Source organism: Candidatus Hakubella thermalkaliphila (assembly GCF_013281975.1).
Classification (GTDB): domain Bacteria; phylum Actinomycetota; class Humimicrobiia; order Hakubellales; family Hakubellaceae; genus Hakubella; species Hakubella thermalkaliphila.
Genome location: NZ_BLRZ01000039.1, coordinates 1 through 15,384, shown reverse-complemented (window position 1 = coordinate 15,384; position 15,384 = coordinate 1). Strand labels below are relative to the sequence as shown.

Here is a 15,384-nt window from a genome sequence, read left to right as displayed (position 1 = left end):
CAGATCATATCCTTAAGGACACCATTGGGCTGTCTCCAATCCCATTGCCGACATAGCTCTCTGGAGATAAACCAGCGGCTTTTATCCGGGTTGTTGGCAATCAGTCTTCGGATAAAGAGAATGTCTCTATGGGTTAGGCGACGACCATGATATACAACATCGAACTCCATGTGTTATGGTATATCACAATCTGGTTCTGAATGCAAGTAAAAAATAAGTGTTTTTTAAAATTTTTTCTCAGTTGTCTGTTTCTCCCACAGGATATTGAGCAATTACTTTTAAAGCCTACGGAAGTGCTCAAAGACAAGGAAGCAACTACCCCTGAAGAGGAAACGTAGTTGGGTATAGGAGAGTGTGGGGTGCCCCGTGTGCAGCACAGAGAGAGCGCTCTTTACGACAGTATCAATAGCATTTGCAAGTGAGAATAAGGGTCAGCAGAAGGTCAGATGAACAACAGCCTTATTTCTCGGACTGACCTGAGCCAAGGTGGAGATTCGCGGTGTCACGTTTTGGCCTTTCTGTCCTCTGTAGGCACAGGTGTTAGCCGACTTGGCGATAATAGAGCGTGGTAGAATATAGCTATGATATAGCTATGCCTTCTTACTGGGACGATTTAAAACAAAAGTCATACACAATTGAAAAACTCATCAGTGCTTCTGCTCTGTTGAGTAGTATTTTCACGCATGAGTTTTTTGTCAATGTCCGCACACAAATCGGCGAGATGAAAAGGTTAAACCGTAGCGGACCCCTTCATTCCATGTTTATTTTTTTCTGCGATAACCCTGAAAACGGCTACAGGAAAACCAGGAAGCTTGAGGACTGCTTAATGAAGATCTTTTCTCATCCTTCAACTAGAGCGAAGGACAGGAACTACATTAAAAGCGAGCTTACACGACTCCAGTGCCTGAATACTCTTTTTGAGGTTAGTATTTTAGGAAATCTCCTATCTCAGTTACCGCAAGATAGAGTTCGTCTTTACCCCAAGACAGTTGGGCGAAGGAATGTTGATGCAGAAATTGTTTTGATTGGTAGATCTATACACCTAGAAACGACAGTATTGGCAGAATCGGAAGAAGATAAGAATCGAAGAGAATCAATGATGAGAGCTGGACGCGACTATTGGTTAGGTTGGAGAAATACGGATAAAGATGAAGGCCGGTTCAGAGAAAAGCTTTTGGAAAAGTCGAAGCAATTTGCCCCTGGCCGGCCCAACGTATTGGCAATTTCAATTTTTGACCACTTTCCAGCTGATCTTGAGATAAAGCGGGCTATGGGCAACAATTATTACCTCAACCTTGGAATGGTACTGCAATTTGGTCGGGCAAGAATTAAGAATATATTCACTGGTAACTGTGACCCCTCTTGCCAGCTTACGATGGAAGAAAGAAATAAACTTGTAGAACTATTGAGCGGACAGGGCTACCTTCCTCTAGCGTATGGTGTCCCTCCTTACCGAAAGGGCAGCAGCGATGCGTCAGTATGAGATTACCTACAGTGGGCGATGTCCTCGAACGAGAATTGCCTATGATTATGAGTTTTGCGTAAAGGAGGGCGGAGAGAGTTTCCGGGTGGTCGTGGGCATGTCTCATCCAGCGCTGTATGCCGTGAGCAATAGGGCTGGTCAAACTAAGGAGGAGTTGCTGGCACAGTTGCCGCAAATCACCTTCAAGAAACTGCGTGCTGAGCTGCTATCCAAAGATATTCCCGCCAGCGGAGATCTGCTTATGACGTCTTATGATCCAGAAGTCGACAATCTTGTACGAGGTCCCAAACAGTGTCAGTTCTTGGCACAACATGGAAGGGATTATTTGTGCAAGACTGCTGACCTTGAGAAGGACGACTCCGAAGGCTTTACAACGCCTTACACATGCTCCAATTGCCGAGTGCCAGACTCCCGGCTTATCTGTGAACATGTAACGGGACTCAGGACAGTTGCCCCACGGTCTATGGGCAAAAACATAGGAGACAGACTTGTTTCAAGAGTTGGGTGCGCTTTGGGTAAGCAAATTCTTGATGTTACAAATTGTGTGCCTGGAGGATGCGACTCTTGGACGTATGTGTGTTGCGTTGAGGAAGAACGGTTCTTTGGGTTTATCAGATGAGCACTCATTGTTTTGACGCAAATATCTAGGTGACGCTAAGTTCGTTCTGTTGCCGAGTCTTTATGCAGGCCTCGTTTGGGCATGCTGAAACTCAGATAATGGTGAAGGATGATGCTACATAGAGAAAAGGATTCGCACATGGAACCAAAAGACAGGCTCATCGTCGGCCTAGACATGTCTGACTCCCGAGAAGTGGAAAAGCTCTGTCGGGAGCTGGACAACTCGGTAGGGATTTTGAAGATCGGGCTGGAGTTGATTTACTCTCAGGGTCTGGATATCCTCAAGATGGTCAGGGATTTGGGTTACCAGATCTTCCTGGATGCTAAGTTCCACGATATTCCGGAGCAGGGCTCCCGAAGCTGTGCCGCCGTGGCCAAACTGGGAGTAAGGATGGTGACCCTCCATACCCTGGGAGGTTATAATATGCTTCATAAGTCAGTGGAGAAGGTGAAGGAGACCTCTACCGGGCTAGACGTCCAGCCACCCCTGCTTCTGGGGGTTACCATCCTGACCAGTCTGGATGACAGTGATCTGGAGGAAATGGGCTTTAGGTTAAAAGTCCAGGATACAGTAGTCAGGCTGGCCGATCTGGCCGTCCGGGCCGGGCTGGACGGCATTGTCTGCTCAGCCCAGGAAGCTTCTCTGATAAAGGCAAAATATAGAGATAGTCTCATTGTGGTCACGCCAGGCATCCGGCCTGCTGGTTGGGGATCGCAAGACCAGAAGCGGGTGGTCACGCCTGCTGAAGCTATGAAGATGGGCATAGACTACATTGTGGTGGGTCGGCCCATAACTGAAGCCCAGGACAGGCTGGCGGCGACCCGAGCTATTCTCGAGGAGATGAGAGGGCTTTCTTGAGGAGATGATAAGCATTGCAGGACGAAGAAAGGGAGATCCTGAAAATATTTGAGGAAACTGGAGCCATCCTTAAAGGGCATTTTCAATTGTCCTCTGGATTGCATAGCGATACCTACATCCAGTGTGCCAAAGTTCTCCAATATCCTCAGTACTGCCAGCTCCTCTCTCAGAAGCTGGTCCGGAAACTGAACCATCCTGACGACATAGATGTGGTGGTCTCTCCGGCCATGGGAGGCATAATTATTGGCTTTGGAGTGGCTGCTGAAATAGGCTGCAGGGCCGTCTTTGCCGAGCGCCAGGAAGGCATCATGACTTTAAGGCGCGGCTTCCAGATCACACCAGGAGAAAAAGCTCTGGTGGTAGAGGACGTGATCACGACAGGAGGGTCAGTCAAAGAGGTCCTGGAGCTTTGCCGGGAAAGGGGAGCGGAAATAAAGGGCGTGGCCTGTCTTATAGATAGAAGCACCGAGGATACAGGTCTGAAGACAACTTTTCTTCTCAAAATGAAAGTCGAGGCCTACCCGCCACCAAATTGTCCTCTCTGTGCTGCCGGAATTCAAATTGACAAACCAGGAAGTAGGGGGCTATATTAGTTTTCTAATTGGTTTACAGCATTTCGGGAGGTGACCAAGTAAAGGAGAGGGGGAGAAGAGCAACGAAGTTTTTGGATTTGTAACTTTTAGTACTTGTCATGGTTTATGGTAAAGTTCGTCTACGAGGAGTAGTCATGAAGGCACCTCAGCTTAGCGCCGAGCAGCGAAAGATGGGAATTTGCAAGGCGGTTCGCCTGAGGCGGGAAAGGGCGGCTATTAAGCAAAAGCTGAGAAGGGGAAAACTTTCCCTGGAACAAGTTATCTCTATGGATAACGAAGCCGTATCCAAGATCAAGGTGATAGAAATATTGGAGTCCTTACCCAAAATAGGCAAGCTATCCGCCAGGCACATTATGGAGGAGCTGGAGATCAGTCCTGATCGGAGGATCCGGGGGCTTGGTTCTCGGCAAAGGGAAGCTCTGCTGGATTATCTTGATACTCGTACCAGGAGGTCCTCTTCAAAGAAGAAGAGGATGAAACATGGTAGATAATCTTCCGGGTAGGTCGCAGAATCGATGGCTAAAAAAGGAAATTTAATCGTTGTCTCCGGGCCCTCCGGAGCGGGAAAGACGACCATTATAAATAACTTCTTAAAGAAAAGAGGCGGAGAGAATTTTAGGTTCTCGGTTTCAGCCACTACCAGACCCAAGAGAGCTGGAGAGGTAGATGGCCGGGACTATTTTTTTCTGACCCGAGAGGAATTTTTGGAAAAGCTGAAGAGGGGGGAGTTTCTGGAGCACGTGGAGCACCTGGGCAACCTCTACGGGACTCTGAGAGGAGAAGTGGAGGAGTATCTGGAAAGAGGGGCTAACGTCATCCTGGATATCGATGAGCGGGGAGCAGCCCAGATCATGGACTGGACCAGAGATGGGCTCTTTATATATATTATGCCTCCGTCTATGGAGATACTCTCAGAGAGACTGGCCAACCGAAGGACGGAGGATGAGGAGAGTTTCCGCTTGAGGATAAGCGCAGCCCAGGAGCAGGTTCTGGAGAGAAAAAAATATGACCAGATTATCGTGAACAGAGATGTAGAGGAGTCGGTCCAGGTTTTTGGCAAGATGGTGGATGAGTATCTTAAACATGTGAATAGGAGGTCAACAAAATAAGTATGGCTAAACTGATAAACATCGACGAATTAATGGAAAAAGTTGATTCCAGATTCACCCTGGCGGTGCTGGCGGCTGCCAGAGCACGCCAGTTGAGAGCCTATTTCAACTCCTTGAAGGCCCCCTTGGAGAAGTGTGACTACCGGCCTCCCCTGGTGGAGACCAGCTCGACCAAGCCCCTGACTATCGCTTTTAAGGAAGTTCTACAGGACAAGGTTACCTATAGAAGGAAGGTGGACGGGATAAAGTGACAATCTCCTCTTCTTTTGTGTCTCAGGAGGACGTTTTCCAGGACAAGAAAATACTGCTAGGTGTGACTGGTTCAGTGGCCGCCTACAAGGCAGTAGGTCTGGCCAGCCGCCTGGTCAAAAGGGGAGCCAAAGTAAAGGTGGTACTGACTAAGGCGGGGCGCCAGTTCATCACTCCCCTGGCTTTCAGCTCCATCACCCTGGATGAAGTCTGCAGTTCTATGTTTCCGGAAAGTCCCCCTCTGGCTGCTCATCTGCACCTGTCTCTGGCCAGGGGGGCTGATCTGATCCTGGTCTATCCGGCCACAGCCAACATTATCGCCAAGATGGCTCATGGCCTGGCTGACGATCTCCTTTCCACCCTCCTTTTGGCGGGAGGGCCTCCTGTGGTAATAGCTCCAGCCATGAATACCTCCATGTATCTCCAGGAGGTAACCCAGAAGAATATGTCCCTTCTGGAAGAAAGGGGAGTCATGTTCCTGGGCCCGGAGGAGGGAGATCTGGCTTGTGGAGAGTACGGTGTGGGAAGGCTGATAGAAGAGGAAAAGGCCATTGAGGAGATAGATGTCCTTCTAAGGAGGTCCACTCAATTGAAGGGAAAGAAATTTTTGATTACTGCCGGGGGAACCCGAGAGCCCATAGACCCGGTACGCTTCATTACCAATCGGTCCTCCGGCAAGATGGGCAAATATCTGGCCGAGGAGGCTCTGGCCCGGGGGGCTGAGGTTATATTCCTAAAAGCGCCTATGAACGTACCGCCCCCTGTTCGGTCTCATTTAATCGAGGTAGAGACAGCCCAGGAAATGTATCAGGAAGCCCTGCGAGTTTTTCCGGAAGTGGATGTCGTAGTCATGGCGGCCGCGGTGTCCGATTTTTATCCTGCCGAGAAAGTGGAGGAAAAAATATCCAAGAAGGAAAGAAAGGAGCTGACCCTCACTCTTTTGCCCACCCCGGATATCCTGGCCGAAATGGGAAAGGGGAAGGAAAAACAGTTTCTGGTGGGATTTTCGGCCGAGACGGATCAGGCTCTGGAAAGGGCTAGAGAAAAGATGAGGGATAAGGGTCTGAACATGATAGTGGTCAACGACATTTCTCGAAAGGACATTGGTTTCGGCAGTGAGTTCAACCAGGTGACCATCCTGCACCAGGATGGTGGCCAACGGGAGACCCCAAGAGCTCACAAGAGGTTGATATCCAGAGCGATAATGGATGAGATTGTGGCCCGGCTTTCCGATCTTAATTCCCCGTGACGCGAGCACCATCCGCGAACCATGATGAAAAGCTATTTTCCAGGCAATTGATCTCACCTCTGTGATCTGCTAGTATGGCCAAATCAGGTATTACCAAAAAGGAGATAGCACATGGGCAGAAGGTATGTTTTCACCTCGGAGTCAGTTACCGAGGGCCATCCTGACAAGATGGCTGATCAGATCTCGGATGCTATCCTGGACGCTATCTACGTGCAGGATTCTATGGCCAGAGTAGCTTGCGAAACTCTGGTCAAGACCGGACTGGTGGTAGTGGCGGGAGAGATCACCACAGACTGTTATGTGGAGATTCCCGACATCGTTCGGGAGACGGTTCGGGAGATAGGATACACCCGGGCCAAGTTTGGATTTGACTGTGATACCTGTGGGGTGGTGGTTTCCATAGGAGCCCAATCTCCGGATATAGCTCAGGGTGTGGATGTTTCCCTGGAAAAGAGGAGCGGACAGGAAAATGAGGAAGAAGCTGCCTCTCTGGGGGCAGGAGATCAGGGAATGATGTTCGGCTATGCCTGCACCGAGACCCCCGAGCTAATGCCCATGCCCATTATGCTGGCCCATAAACTGGCTCACAGGCTGGCCGAAGTCAGGAAGGCCGGAATCCTGCCCTATCTGCGACCTGACGGCAAGACCCTGGTTACGGTAGAATACGAGGATAGCCAGCCCATTAGGGTTGATACTATCCTCATTGCGGCTCAACACAGACCGGGGGTTGAAGTAGATACCATTATGAGACCAGATTTCTTTGAACATATCATCGAACCGGTGATGCCGGAAGAGCTCATTGATCGTAATCTCAAAATACTGGTCAATCCCACAGGCAAGTTCGAGATCGGCGGACCCATGGGGGATACCGGATTGACTGGCCGCAAGATTATCGTGGACACCTACGGAGGGATGGCCCGCCATGGAGGAGGTTGTTTTTCGGGCAAGGATCCCACCAAAGTAGACCGCTCCGGAGCCTACGCTGCCCGCTATGTGGCCAAGAATATTGTGGCCGCTGGTCTGGCGGACCGCTGTGAAATAGAGATAGCTTATGCCATAGGTGTGGCCAGGCCAGTCTCGGTCATGCTTAATACTTTTGATACTGAAAAAGTGGACCTGGGAAAAATTGAGAAGCTGGTAGAGGAGCATTTCGATCTTCGCCCCGGAGCCATCATCCGGGACCTCAAACTTCGAAGGCCTATCTACAAAAAGACGGCTGCCTATGGGCACTTTGGCCGAGAGGACCGCGACTTCACCTGGGAGCGCACAGACAAGGCCGAGGTTCTGCGCCGCGCTGCTGGACTTTAATAGCAGATTATCAACGAGACTCTTTAGCTATCTCGAATTATCAACCGGACCTATCTTTGGCTATCTCAAGAATAGAGGCAGAGGCGCATAGCCGCCCCCTGCCCTCAGTGACAGAGTATCCACGGCGCCGTAGGTTCGCAGGGTCTGGCGACTTGAGCGGTGCGAAAGATAGGTTTTAGTATTGGCTAACTGTTGAGCACGGCCGCCCACTAGCTTGGACACTTTATTTTTCCTGCTCTGGAGGCCTTCCATGCCCGAAGTTGAGGAGTATGCTGAAGTCATTGTAGATCTGCCCTCCGGACATCTTGACCAGAGCCTGACCTATCGCATACCCCCATCTCTAAAGGGTGAGGTAAAGGTGGGCAGCATGGTTCTGGTACCTCTTCTGAATCGTCGGTCTATCGGATATGTCCTGGAAATCTCACCCTCTTCTTCTGTACCTGAGGTCAAAGAAATCATATCCGTTCTCCCTCCTAACCCCATCCTGAGGAAGCATCAGATCTCCCTTTGCCGGTGGATGGCTGAATACTATCTCTCTTCCTTCTCTCGCTCCCTTCGCCTGGCTCTTCCGCCGGGCCGGGCCAGAAAGATCTCCGAAATGATTGAGCTAACCACAATTGACATGGATAGCATCAAGGCTGATGTGCGATTAAAAGAGAAACATAGGCAGATTCTTACGCATTTGTCCCAAATGGGCCGTCTCACCAGAAGTGACTTGAAGAAGTGTTTTCCGGATAAGAGCACTGACAGGTATCTTCGCCGACTGGAGGAGCTGGGATTGATCAAAAGAACCTTCACTGTCCAGGAGCCCAGAGCCGAGCTTCTGATGGAGGAGGCGGTCTATCTTCAGGACTACAGGTTGGAAGACAGGGCCCGGCTAAAGGGATCACGGAAGCAAGAAGAGATTTTAAGTTTTCTGGAGACTCATGGTGATGGAATAGCGATAAGGGAACTTCTGGCCCTGACCGGGTCATCCAGATCCAGTCTGAAAAGATTAGTGGAAAAAGGTTTTGGTCACATCTCTCAGGTGAGGGTGCGAAGAGACATAATGAGCCTGCACGGAGTGGATGAGGAGTGGCAGGGGGGAAAAGTGGCTCTGACCATAGAGCAGGCCAGAGCTGTGGAAGAAATAAGCGCATCTCTGGAGAAGGGGGATGGCCAGGTTTTTCTCTTAAAAGGTATAACTGGCAGTGGTAAGACCGAGGTCTATCTAAGATGTGCCCAAAAGGCTCTGGATCAGGGACGCAACGTTCTCATCCTGGTGCCGGAAATTTCTCTGACCCCCCAGATGATAAAGTTCTTTTCTCAACGTCTGGGCATAGAGTTGGGCGTCTTTCACTCCCAGCTCAGTCCTTGCGAGAGATACGATCAATGGGTGGACATCTTAAATGGAAAAATCAAAATTGTGGTGGGAACCAGATCAGCTATCTTCTCGCCACTGAATAATCTCGGCCTGATAGTGGTGGATGAGGAACATGACCCCAGCTATAAAGAGAGTGTCATGCCCCGTTATCATGCCCGGGAAGCTGCGGTGCGACTGGCCAAAATCTTGAGCGCTACCCTGGTTCTGGGCAGCGCTACTCCAGCCCTGGAGTCCATGTATAAAGCCAGAAAGGGGGAGTATCGTCTTCTCAGTCTCAGCACCAGAGTCCCGGGCCGGAAGCTCCCCCAGGTGTCTCTGATAGATCTGAAACAGGAGAAGAAAGAAAGAGGCGGAAGCGATCTTTTGAGCAGTGCTCTTCTGACTGAAATGAGCGACTGCCTTGGCCGGGGAGAGCAGGGCATTCTTTTCCTGAACAGGAGAGGCTTTGCCAATTTTCTCATCTGCTCCAGGTGCGGCCATGTCCCCAAATGCCGCAATTGTGATATCTCCCTGACTTTTCACAAGAAAGATCGTCTTCTGGTCTGTCACCACTGTTACTGGAAAGAGGGGGCTCCTGATCTCTGCCCGGCATGCCGAAACATCAGTCTTATTCTCATGGGAGGGGGCACCCAAAGAGTAGAGGAGACATTGAGGAAGATTTTTCCTCACCACCGGGTCATCCGCATGGATGCCGATACTACCAGGCCCAAACTGGCTCACTTCAGACTTCTGGAGGAGTTCCGGCAGGAGAGGGGAGCCATACTTTTAGGAACTCAGATGATCACCAAAGGCCTCCATTTCCCCAACGTGACTCTGGTAGGGGTTGTCTCTGCTGATACTGCCCTTAACCTGCCTGATTTTCGGGCCGCGGAAAGAACTTTTCAGTTGTTAACCCAGGTAAGCGGGCGATCAGGGCGGGGGGAGAAGGAGGGCAAGGTAATCGTTCAAAGCTACAACCCCACCAACTATGCTGTACAACTGGCTGTGGCCCAGGATTATGATTCTTTTTATGAGGAGGAAGTCGGAAAGCGAGACGATCTGGGCTATCCTCCCTTCTCTCAGATCATAAATCTTATTTTCTTAAGCAAAGACAGACAGGTGGCGGAGGAGGGCAGCACAACCTTAAAAAAGATGCTTGGGGGATCCAGACTTGCGGAGAAAGGCCTGGAGATCCTGGGTCCAGCTCCCTGCCCTCTGCCCAGGGTTAAAAATTTTTACAGATGGCATATAATTATAAAGATGAAGGGAGACGGACAGGAAAAGAATTTCATAAGAGAAGTTCTGAGCTCCTTCTATCGGCGCAAAAAAGAAGAGCTGCGTCTGGTGGTGGATGTAGATCCTGTCTGGATCATGTAGTTGCTCGAGATCAAATGAGGGATAGGAGAGCGGAGACTGGTTAGCATGGCTGTGAAAGAAATACGGAAACTTGGTGATCCGGTACTGAGGGAAAAATGCAAAGAGGTTTCGCGGATAGATTTTTCCATCCGAAGATTGGTCACGGTTCTGGCCGATACCATGTATGCTGCCCCTGGCCTGGGTTTGGCTGCCCCCCAGATCGGAGTGGTGCAGAGGGTGCTGGTGGCCGATGTGGGAGAGGGGCTGATAGTCATGATAAATCCCAGGCTCCTCAAAGCGGAGGGCACTGTAGCGGAAGAAGAAGGGTGCCTCAGTCTCTACGAGATCAAATGTCCGGTTCCCAGAGCCCAGAGTATTTTGGTTCAGGCTTATGATCTACAGGGCCGCCAGTTTCAGCTTCCCGCTGAGGGCCTTCTGGCCAGGGTCATTCAACATGAGGCAGACCATTTGGACGGGATTCTCTTCATCGACCGGGCCAGCGCAGTTGACCGGAGGCGGGTCCTCATGGCTATCAATGAAATGGAGATGGCCCGACAGAGCGGGGAAGGTCTTTAGCTTTGGATCTCCTATTTCTGGGCAGCTCATCCTTTCCCATTCCTTTCATCAACGCTCTTCATGAATCCAGCCACCGACTTCTGGCTGTTATTACCCGCCCGGACAGGCCTTCCGGCCGAGGCCTTGAGGTCAGGCCTTCTGCGGTAAAAAAATTCTGCCAGGAAAAGGGCATCTCTCTCCTTCAGCCTTCATCGGTAAACGAAAAAAACTTTCTGGGATATCTTGTCTCTCTAAGGCCAGACCTTTTGGTGGTAGTGGCTTACGGAGAGATACTGCGCCCAGAACTGCTGGCCATTCCTCCAAGAGGGTCCGTCAATGTTCACGCCTCTCTTCTACCCAAATATCGGGGTCCCTCACCGATAGAGACGGCCATAATGGAAGGGGAAGCCAGGACTGGAATAACCACCATGCTCATAACTCCGGCTCTGGATGAGGGAGACATCTTTCTTCAGAGAGAGGTGGAGATTCTTTCTCATGAAACAGCAGGAGATCTCTATGAGAAGTTGATGCAGATAGGGCCACCTCTTCTGCTGGAGACCGTGGAGGGAATTGCTCAGGGTACTCTCGTTCCGGTTCCCCAGGATCACTCTCAGGCTACCTATACCGCAAAAATAACTCCCCAAATGGCTAATATCGACTGGCAGCAAGAGGCCAGGAGAATCCATGATCTGATCAGAGCCCTCAACCCTCGCCCCGGTGCTCGCACTGCTCTAAGAGGCAACATAATCAAGATCTGGGGATCCCAGGTTATAGGTCAGGACAAATATGCAACGAAGGGTCCTGCTGAGCCTGGATCGGTGGTGGGTACTTCCTCTCCGGAGGGTCTGATAGTGGCTACCGGAGAGGACTTTCTGAGGATTACAGAGCTTCAGCCAGTTGGCAGAAAGAGGATGAGGGGAGAGGATTTTATCCGGGGCTATCACGTACAGGTTGGTGATAGGTTTGAAAAAACACCTCTAAAGCTTGATATGCCAGTAGTGAAAGACTTATGTTATCCCCCCAGGGAAAAATAGTCCGGGTAAATGCTTCCTGTTCTGGACTGGGAACTGACTTTCATTCAATACTACATGGAGAGGGGAGACTGGGGAGAGTTTGAGAGGGGAAGGAGATCCATATATGAGGAAATGACTATCGGCTCTGAAATACGGCATGGGAAACCCCTTAGCCGTGGGGCGTGGGCTTATGTCACACGCATTATCGGGGTACTAGCAAGCGGCATGACAAAAGAGAAGAGGTAGACCCACTTGTTGTTTGTCGGATTTATTGTGCTATAATATTGTTAGACAAAGGTCAGGAAGACAGTAGTTGGAAAAGACTGACTTTCTGCAAATAAGCATGGGGAGGATTGAGAAGGATGGCAGGAATATTTGGGCTGGGTGTACCTGAGCTAGTAATTATCTTGATCATTGCTCTGGTCATCTTTGGTCCCCGAAAATTGCCTCAGATCGGTGAAGCCATTGGCAAGGCTATCGCAGGATTCAAACGATCCACCGAAGAGGTGGAGAAGAAAGTCCAGAGCGAGTTCGAGGAAATTGAGAAGGGAATTAAGAACTAGGCTATTTCTTGGACTATCCCGAAAGTTATCCTGAAGCTAGAAGTACGGCCTGAGAGGCAAAAGAGAATTATGGCGTTACTGCCAAAAGGTCAAGATTTGATTAATCTCTACGGGTTGGATTCCTCGAAGCTTGCTTCGTAAGTTTTTTGTTGTTAGATGGTGGACATGATTCAGATACCCCGCAGCTTGCTGCGGGGAGGTTCATTAGGCTCTGTCTGGCGAATCTAAATCGGATGGTAAATTGACCTAAAATCTAGTTTTTACAGTAACGCCAATTATATAATTAAATAGCTTGCGGGGGGTGCTCTCGGGAGAGGGCTGAGAAATACCCTTTGAACCTGATCTGGGTAATACCAGCGTAGGGAGTACGAAAAAAGTTTTCAAAGGAGCACCCCGCAAGGGGTGTTTTTTTATGGGCAGCCATCCAATGTTCGTTCGGAAGTCGGAAGGTAGCCATAATTTTCCATCATTGGTGGGTGATGGCTACATAATGATAATTAACAGGAAGAAAAAAATGCAGTTGGACCTTGATCTATCCTTATATGTCACCACTGCTTCCTTTCCGGAAAAGGGACGAGATCATATTTGAGGGAGAGGGGACGAAGATGAGAGCAATTGTAGTGGCTAAGGGCCATGTTCAAAAAGGCTTGAGCAAATTGATCTCTTTTGGCCCTCAGGATGAGATTATCTGTGTTGACGGTGGGGCTCACAATGCTCTTGAGTTAGGATTAAGACCCTCAGTGGTCATTGGAGATATGGATTCTCTGGATGAGAGACTTCTTAAGGAGCTGAGGGAAGAAGGCTGTATTTTTATAACTCATGAGCGGGAAAAGGACAAAGTAGATACCCAACTGGCTGTGGAATATGCCGTGGAGCGGGGAGCAGATGAGATAATAATGGTCGGTGTTCTGGGATCCCGCCTGGACCACACCCTGGCCAACCTCTATCTTTTGGCCTCTCCGGTCCTGAAAGGAGTCAAAGTCAGGATGATAGACGAGGTGCAGGAAATCTACCTCATCAAAGATTTTGGGATTATCGAGGGCCGGGCAGGAGACACTGTTTCTCTGATCTCCCTGACCCCGGTAACTAAAGGGATTTACACTAAAAACCTCAAATATGCTCTTACCGATGGGGAGCTGACCCTGGACTTCCCCCGTGGTATCAGCAATGTCCTCACAGCTTCTCCCGGGGAGGTGAGAATAGGGGAGGGGCTCTTGCTGGTAGTTAAGCTGCTGGGATCGACTACTTAGGCCTTGTTTTGGAGATGGCAAAGGAGGCAACACGGATGGTGCCAGTAGCTATTCCCTACCAAGGGATGATCAAGAGAAGATAGGAGAAAATAGAGTTATAGGGGAGAGCAAGAGGGGAAGCGAGGTGATGGATCTTGAGGGTGTTATTAAAACTCCGAAATGTGATTATTTTTAGTCCTATTAAGTCATTTTGTTCTTATTGGCAATATATTGATAATCTATTTTGATAGAGAGGTGGATCTCTCTGACAAAAAGGATAATGACCCTATGAAAAACTAGACACCTTCTTTCCGGAGTGTAATCATGGGGACACAAGCACCGGAAAGCAGGAAGAGGGTGGAAATAAAAGCAGCAAAGCAAGCAGGGACCGAGGAAGAGAGGAAGGAGAGGTAAGAAAAGGGGAAAAGGCGCTGGACAACTTAAGAGAGTTTGGAACGAAGGAGGCCATCCTGGTGGCTTGGGCCAGCCTAAGGGATGGAAGAAAAGTTCTTCTCTCCCTTGCCTTAGGAAAGAGGGAGAGTCATTCCGATTGGCTGGAGTTCTTGAGGGACATGATAAGAAGGGGTCTAAGAATTCCCCTTACCGTGACCAGCGATGGAGCTCCAGGACTTATCCGAGCCATTGAGGAGACTTTCTCCAAATCTTTGAGGATCAGGTGCTGGGTGCATAAGATGGAGAACCTATCCTCCAAGGTCCCTCCCGCCCTGTGGCCAGAGATAAAGGCAGAAATTCCGGTAAGAGATGCAGCTACCTACCAGACGGGAAAAGAACTAGCTCTAAGGTTCATCCAGAGGCACAAGAAGGAGCATCCCTCGCTAGTGGCCTCATTTTCGGAAGACCTAGAGGCTCTTTTTTCTCATCTAAAACTGCCGTGAGGCACAGAAAAAGTGTAAGGATTACCAACCTAATCGAAAGGAGCTTTGTACAGGAGAAAAGAAGAACCAAGGTGATACCAGGCTTTTGGACTGAGAGAAGCTGCCTAAAGCTTGTCTTCTCTGCTCTCATTCGAGCCCGCAGGCGCTGGAGAAGAGTACCCATGGGAGAGCTGGAACTTAAAAGAATCGATGCTTTGAGGAGAGAGGTAGAGTTGGACGAGAAGCCTATGGGGCAAGAAAGTATGGAAAAGGGGATAATCAACGTCTAATGCCGGGCCTTCTCGTTTTTACAGGAAAAAATGGGACTTGACCCACAGCTTTTTCATAGATGAAATCGAGACTGATAAAGGAATCGCCCATGCACCGCGGCGCACCACGTCGCCTGAAAATTGGGTTATTTTCAAGGGAGCAGGTATTACGGATACAAAAGGTAATTGAGGGATCATCTTATGAAGAATTGATCCAGCAATTCTATGGATGGGACTGCACTTCTTTTGGGAAGGCTTTAGATGAGATACAAATTGCGATACCGTTCGCCTGGTGGTACTATGTAGCTACGGGATAAACAGAAAAAAAATTCGAAAAACTTGACTTCTGATGGCTTAATAGTTACGAGTCTTGAAATTACCTAGCTTCAACTTTTCTACGAAAGAACCTGCAGAAACGTGGAATTTTGAAGGGGGCTTTAAGGCCCATAAAACGCCTCTGGCGATGCAGACCGCCAAGGGGCTATGACCCTGTGTATAACATATGTTGAGGATACACCAAGAGGTGAGTGTATGAGCAGTGGGTATTGTAGAAAATGTAAGTCAAAACTTACTACTTGTCCAACATGTAAAGGCAAGGGGACGACTTATCAAGGGAATGTATGGACCGGGTATTCTCATAGGCCATGTCCTAACTGCAAAGGAAGTGGATGGCTTTGCCCAAAGCATGGCTATGATTGGGGGTAAGTTGACTTG

General features: G+C 49.5%; 18 protein-coding genes, 1 pseudogene and 1 riboswitch. Of the genes and pseudogenes, 18 read left to right on the top strand and 1 reads right to left on the bottom strand.

Annotated elements, in window-relative coordinates:
• Window positions 1-565: 565 nt before the first annotated feature.
• From HW443_RS05215 to metK, 9 genes are all read left to right on the top strand, one after another.
• Entirely contained in the window at window positions 566-1,483 is a 918-nt protein-coding gene (locus tag HW443_RS05215; RefSeq protein ID WP_176235929.1) for a hypothetical protein, read from the top strand.
• Window positions 1,470-2,102, top strand: coding sequence for a hypothetical protein (locus HW443_RS05210; RefSeq protein ID WP_176233297.1), 633 nt, complete (start codon window positions 1,470-1,472; stop codon window positions 2,100-2,102). The genes HW443_RS05215 and HW443_RS05210 overlap by 14 nt, the downstream gene beginning before the upstream one ends.
• A gap of 138 nt (window positions 2,103-2,240) precedes the next feature.
• Entirely contained in the window at window positions 2,241-2,960 is a 720-nt protein-coding gene (gene pyrF / locus HW443_RS05205) for an orotidine-5'-phosphate decarboxylase (protein ID WP_176235931.1), read from the top strand.
• 14 nt (window positions 2,961-2,974) lie between these two features.
• Window positions 2,975-3,553, top strand: coding sequence for an orotate phosphoribosyltransferase (pyrE, locus tag HW443_RS05200; RefSeq protein WP_176229469.1), 579 nt, complete (start codon window positions 2,975-2,977; stop codon window positions 3,551-3,553).
• A gap of 134 nt (window positions 3,554-3,687) precedes the next feature.
• The gene (gene mihF / locus HW443_RS05195; RefSeq protein ID WP_246273340.1) at window positions 3,688-4,044 is read left to right on the top strand and encodes an integration host factor, actinobacterial type; all 357 of its coding nucleotides are present in this window, start codon (window positions 3,688-3,690) and stop codon (window positions 4,042-4,044) included.
• A gap of 24 nt (window positions 4,045-4,068) precedes the next feature.
• A complete protein-coding gene (gene gmk, locus HW443_RS05190; RefSeq protein WP_176231773.1) occupies window positions 4,069-4,662 on the top strand; it encodes a guanylate kinase in 594 nt (197 codons plus the stop codon).
• A 2-nt stretch (window positions 4,663-4,664) separates the two neighbouring features.
• Window positions 4,665-4,913: a DNA-directed RNA polymerase subunit omega gene (gene rpoZ, locus HW443_RS05185; RefSeq protein WP_308751061.1), complete on the top strand. Its 249-nt coding sequence runs from the start codon at window positions 4,665-4,667 to the stop codon at window positions 4,911-4,913.
• Window positions 4,910-6,160, top strand: coding sequence for a bifunctional phosphopantothenoylcysteine decarboxylase/phosphopantothenate--cysteine ligase CoaBC (gene coaBC, locus HW443_RS05180; RefSeq protein ID WP_176237958.1), 1,251 nt, complete (start codon window positions 4,910-4,912; stop codon window positions 6,158-6,160). The genes rpoZ and coaBC overlap by 4 nt, the downstream gene beginning before the upstream one ends.
• Before the next feature lie 111 nt (window positions 6,161-6,271).
• Complete coding sequence (metK, locus tag HW443_RS05175) at window positions 6,272-7,468, top strand: methionine adenosyltransferase (RefSeq protein WP_176237957.1); 1,197 nt, start codon at window positions 6,272-6,274, stop codon at window positions 7,466-7,468.
• Between the two features lie 60 nt (window positions 7,469-7,528).
• On the opposite strand, the gene HW443_RS05170 is transcribed toward metK, so the two are convergent.
• Entirely contained in the window at window positions 7,529-7,690 is a 162-nt protein-coding gene (locus HW443_RS05170) for a hypothetical protein (RefSeq protein ID WP_176231769.1), read from the bottom strand.
• A gap of 28 nt (window positions 7,691-7,718) precedes the next feature.
• Here HW443_RS05170 and priA point away from each other — a divergent pair, with 28 nt between their 5' ends.
• From priA to HW443_RS13880, 9 genes and pseudogenes are all read left to right on the top strand, one after another.
• Complete coding sequence (gene priA, locus HW443_RS05165; protein WP_176231770.1) at window positions 7,719-10,187, top strand: primosomal protein N'; 2,469 nt, start codon at window positions 7,719-7,721, stop codon at window positions 10,185-10,187.
• Window positions 10,188-10,232: 45 nt separating this feature from the next.
• Window positions 10,233-10,742 (top strand): peptide deformylase, encoded by a 510-nt coding sequence (gene def, locus HW443_RS05160; RefSeq protein WP_176231771.1) that lies wholly within the window; start codon window positions 10,233-10,235, stop codon window positions 10,740-10,742.
• A 2-nt stretch (window positions 10,743-10,744) separates the two neighbouring features.
• Window positions 10,745-11,755 carry a methionyl-tRNA formyltransferase gene (gene fmt, locus HW443_RS05155; RefSeq protein WP_176237027.1) on the top strand — a complete coding sequence of 337 codons (1,011 nt, stop codon included), beginning with the start codon at window positions 10,745-10,747 and terminating at the stop codon, window positions 11,753-11,755.
• A gap of 9 nt (window positions 11,756-11,764) precedes the next feature.
• Complete coding sequence (locus HW443_RS05150; protein ID WP_176226549.1) at window positions 11,765-11,980, top strand: hypothetical protein; 216 nt, start codon at window positions 11,765-11,767, stop codon at window positions 11,978-11,980.
• Between the two features lie 116 nt (window positions 11,981-12,096).
• Entirely contained in the window at window positions 12,097-12,297 is a 201-nt protein-coding gene (gene tatA, locus HW443_RS05145) for a twin-arginine translocase TatA/TatE family subunit (RefSeq protein WP_176236215.1), read from the top strand.
• A gap of 287 nt (window positions 12,298-12,584) precedes the next feature.
• Window positions 12,585-12,680: riboswitch (TPP riboswitch) on the top strand.
• A 222-nt stretch (window positions 12,681-12,902) separates the two neighbouring features.
• On the top strand, window positions 12,903-13,547 hold the full coding sequence (locus tag HW443_RS05140; RefSeq protein WP_176236949.1) for a thiamine diphosphokinase: 645 nt from the start codon (window positions 12,903-12,905) through the stop codon (window positions 13,545-13,547).
• Window positions 13,548-13,957: 410 nt separating this feature from the next.
• Entirely contained in the window at window positions 13,958-14,422 is a 465-nt protein-coding gene (locus tag HW443_RS05135; RefSeq protein WP_308751062.1) for a transposase, read from the top strand.
• 358 nt (window positions 14,423-14,780) lie between these two features.
• The gene (locus HW443_RS05130) at window positions 14,781-14,987 is read left to right on the top strand and encodes a hypothetical protein (protein ID WP_176236213.1); all 207 of its coding nucleotides are present in this window, start codon (window positions 14,781-14,783) and stop codon (window positions 14,985-14,987) included.
• An 81-nt stretch (window positions 14,988-15,068) separates the two neighbouring features.
• A pseudogene (locus tag HW443_RS13880) lies at window positions 15,069-15,179 on the top strand (hypothetical protein); the annotation flags it as partial.
• Window positions 15,180-15,384 lie beyond the last annotated feature (205 nt).

Excerpts from the sequence above, each read along its gene's own strand:
- pyrF (WP_176235931.1), top strand. The coding sequence starts at position 2,241 with ATGGAACCAAAAGACAGGCTCATCGTCGGCCTAGACATGTCTGACTCC.
- def (WP_176231771.1), top strand. The coding sequence starts at position 10,233 with ATGGCTGTGAAAGAAATACGGAAACTTGGTGATCCGGTACTGAGGGAA.
- priA (WP_176231770.1), top strand. The coding sequence starts at position 7,719 with ATGCCCGAAGTTGAGGAGTATGCTGAAGTCATTGTAGATCTGCCCTCC.
- mihF (WP_246273340.1), top strand. The coding sequence starts at position 3,688 with ATGAAGGCACCTCAGCTTAGCGCCGAGCAGCGAAAGATGGGAATTTGC.
- rpoZ (WP_308751061.1), top strand. The coding sequence starts at position 4,665 with ATGGCTAAACTGATAAACATCGACGAATTAATGGAAAAAGTTGATTCC.
- HW443_RS05130 (WP_176236213.1), top strand. The coding sequence starts at position 14,781 with ATGCACCGCGGCGCACCACGTCGCCTGAAAATTGGGTTATTTTCAAGG.
- HW443_RS05140 (WP_176236949.1), top strand. The coding sequence starts at position 12,903 with ATGAGAGCAATTGTAGTGGCTAAGGGCCATGTTCAAAAAGGCTTGAGC.
- HW443_RS05210 (WP_176233297.1), top strand. The coding sequence starts at position 1,470 with ATGCGTCAGTATGAGATTACCTACAGTGGGCGATGTCCTCGAACGAGA.
- HW443_RS05150 (WP_176226549.1), top strand. The coding sequence starts at position 11,765 with ATGCTTCCTGTTCTGGACTGGGAACTGACTTTCATTCAATACTACATG.
- gmk (WP_176231773.1), top strand. The coding sequence starts at position 4,069 with ATGGCTAAAAAAGGAAATTTAATCGTTGTCTCCGGGCCCTCCGGAGCG.
- metK (WP_176237957.1), top strand. The coding sequence starts at position 6,272 with ATGGGCAGAAGGTATGTTTTCACCTCGGAGTCAGTTACCGAGGGCCAT.
- tatA (WP_176236215.1), top strand. The coding sequence starts at position 12,097 with ATGGCAGGAATATTTGGGCTGGGTGTACCTGAGCTAGTAATTATCTTG.